Genomic DNA, 2,525 nt, shown 5'->3' with positions numbered 1-2,525 from the left:
CGAAGCCGCCGCGGCCGCGCGAGCCGAGCACCAGCAGTTGCGCCTCGGCGCTCATCTCGGGCAGCACGGCGGCCGGCAGCCCGTCGCGGCTGATGAACTCCAGGGGCGGCGGGCCCTCCCGCTCGGCGAGCCTGGCCCGTACGCCTCCGATGACGGGGTCGTCGGCGGGCGCGCTCTCCTCCAGGGGACCCGCGACCAGCACTCCGGACTGCAGGGCGGGCGCGTACTGCCGCACGTGCACGATGCGCAGGTCGGCGCCGCGCCGGGCGGCTTCCGTGAGCGCCCAGTCGAGGGCGCGCTGACTGTCGTCGGACCCGTCGACCGCGGCGACGACGGGCAGGGGGTGCGGCGTGCTCATGACTGGTTCGCCTCCGACACCGGGCAGGCTGTGCCGTGCCCTCATTGACCGGCTGTTCCTGTGGCCAGGCTCGCGCACACAAGAGCCGGAGGACAGGGGCAAAGGTCATGTGTCGGAAACTGAGCGCAAAAACGGCGAATCCACCTACGGCTCCTGAGGCGCCGCCCCCCACTCCTGTCTAGGTCAGATCGAACTCGCCCTCACGGGCGCCGAGCACGAACGCCCCCCACTCGGCCGGCGTGAAGATCAGCGACGGGCTCTCGGGGCTTCCGCTGTTGCGCATCGCGATGAAGCCCTCGACAAAGGCGATCTGGACATCGCCCAACCCCTTGCTGCTGGAGCGCCAGTCCGCTCCGCTCAGGTCCAGATCGGGCTTGTCCCACCCCGCGAGCGGGTGCTGGTCGATGGTGTCGATGGTGCTTTCGGCCACGTCCGTGCTCCTCCCGATTCGTCGTCCGTGCGTCAGCCTAGCGATCGGCACGGAGCCAGCACAGGCCACGAAGGTGGCGATCGTCATCGCGTGGGCGGCTCGGCGCCGACGAGCCACATGGAGAAGAACTGCGAGCCGCCGCCGTAGGCGTGCCCGAGGACCTTCCGCGCGCCGTCGACCTGGTGCTCGCCCGCCTGCCCGCGCACCTGGAGCGCGGCCTCCGCGAACCGGATCATGCCGGAGGCACCGATGGGATTGGTGGAGAGCACGCCGCCCGACATGTTGACGGGCAGGTCCCCGTCGAGCTCGGTCACGCCCGACTCCGTGAGCTTCCAGCCCTCGCCCTCGGAGGCGAAGCCGAGGTTCTCCAGCCACATCGGCTCGTACCAGGAGAACGGCACGTACATCTCGACGGCGTCGATCTCGCGGCGCGGGTCGGCGATGCCCGCCTGCCGGTACACGTCGGCGGCGCAGTCCTTGCCCGCCTGCGGCGAGACGAAGTCCTTGCCCGCGAAGAGGGTCGGCTCGCTGCGCATCGCCCCGCCCAGCATCCAGGCGGGCCGCTTCGGCGAACGGGCCGCGCCCGCACGGTCGGTGAGGATCATCGCGCAGGCGCCGTCGGAGGACGGGCAGGTCTCGGAGTAGCGGATCGGGTCCCAGAGCATGGGCGAGGCCTGGACCTTCTCCAGCGTGATGTCGTGCTCGTGGAGATGGGCGTAGGGGTTCTTCAGCGCATTGCGCCGGTCCTTGTACGCGACGAGGGAGCCGACGCCGTCCGGCGCGCCGGTGCGCCGCATGTAGGCGCGCACGTGCGGCGCGAAGAAGCCGCCCGCTCCGGCGAGCAGCGGCTGCTGGAACGGGATGGGCAGCGAGAGCCCCCACATCGCGTTGGATTCCGACTGTTTTTCGAAGGCGAGGGTGAGGACCGTGCCGTGGACGCGGCCCGCGACGAGGTTCGAGGCGACGAGCGCGGTCGAGCCGCCGACGGACCCGGCGGTGTGCACCCGCAGCATCGGCTTGCCGACGGCGCCGAGCGCGTCCGCGAGGTACAGCTCGGGCATCATGACGCCCTCGAAGAAGTCCGGCGCCTTGCCGATGACGACGGCGTCGATGTCGGCCCAGCTCAACTCGGCGTCCGCCAGCGCGCGTTGAGCTGCCTCGCGGACGAGGCCGGCAATCGACACGTCGCGGCGCGCGGCCACGTGCTTGGTCTGCCCGATGCCGACGACCGCCACGGGCTCCTTGCCTGTGCTGCTCATCGCTGGTCCTCCCCTTCGAGTACGGCGACCAGGTTCTGCTGGAGGCAGGGCCCGGAGGTGGCGTGCGCGAGCGCCCGGTGCGCGTCGCCGCGGTGGATGCGCGCGGCGGCCTCGCCGATGCGGATCAGCCCGGCGGCCATCACCGGGTTGGCCGCGAGGGCGCCGCCGGACGGATTGACGGTGACGTCCTCGCCGAGCCGCAGCGCCTTGCGCAGGACGACTTCCTGCGAGGTGAACGGGGCGTGCAACTCGGCGGTGTCCACGGGGCGTTCGAAGGCCCCCGCGTTCTCGGCGGCGAGCCGGGTGGACGGCGAGTCGGTGAGGTCGCGCACCCCGAGGCCGTGCGCCTCGATCCGGTGGTCGATGCCGCGGATCCACGCGGGCCGCTCGCACAGCTCCCGCGCCCGGTCCCCCGCGGCGAGGATCACGGCGGCGGCGCCGTCGCCGATGGGCGGGCAGTCCCCGGTACGCAGCGGAT

3 protein-coding genes and 1 pseudogene are annotated in these 2,525 nt (G+C 72.2%); all 4 read right to left on the bottom strand.

What is annotated here, in order from left to right; all coding sequences use genetic code 11:
* Nucleotides 1–358 (bottom strand): universal stress protein (locus G3I40_RS26305; protein WP_164304643.1); only part of this gene is annotated, 358 nt, incomplete at its 3' end.
* Nucleotides 359–536: 178 nt separating this feature from the next.
* Entirely contained in the window at nucleotides 537–788 is a 252-nt protein-coding gene (locus tag G3I40_RS26300) for a DUF397 domain-containing protein (protein ID WP_164304641.1), read from the bottom strand.
* Nucleotides 789–871: 83 nt separating this feature from the next.
* Nucleotides 872–2,047 (bottom strand): thiolase domain-containing protein, encoded by a 1,176-nt coding sequence (locus tag G3I40_RS26295; RefSeq protein ID WP_164304640.1) that lies wholly within the window; start codon nucleotides 2,045–2,047, stop codon nucleotides 872–874.
* Nucleotides 2,044–2,525, bottom strand: a pseudogene (locus G3I40_RS26290) (lipid-transfer protein); the annotation flags it as partial. The gene G3I40_RS26295 and the pseudogene G3I40_RS26290, both read right to left, overlap by 4 nt.

The sequence above is a fragment of the Streptomyces sp. SID14478 genome (genome assembly GCF_010548525.1).
In the GTDB taxonomy this organism is placed as follows: domain Bacteria; phylum Actinomycetota; class Actinomycetes; order Streptomycetales; family Streptomycetaceae; genus Streptomyces.
This window is presented reverse-complemented; position numbering and strand designations above follow the sequence as displayed.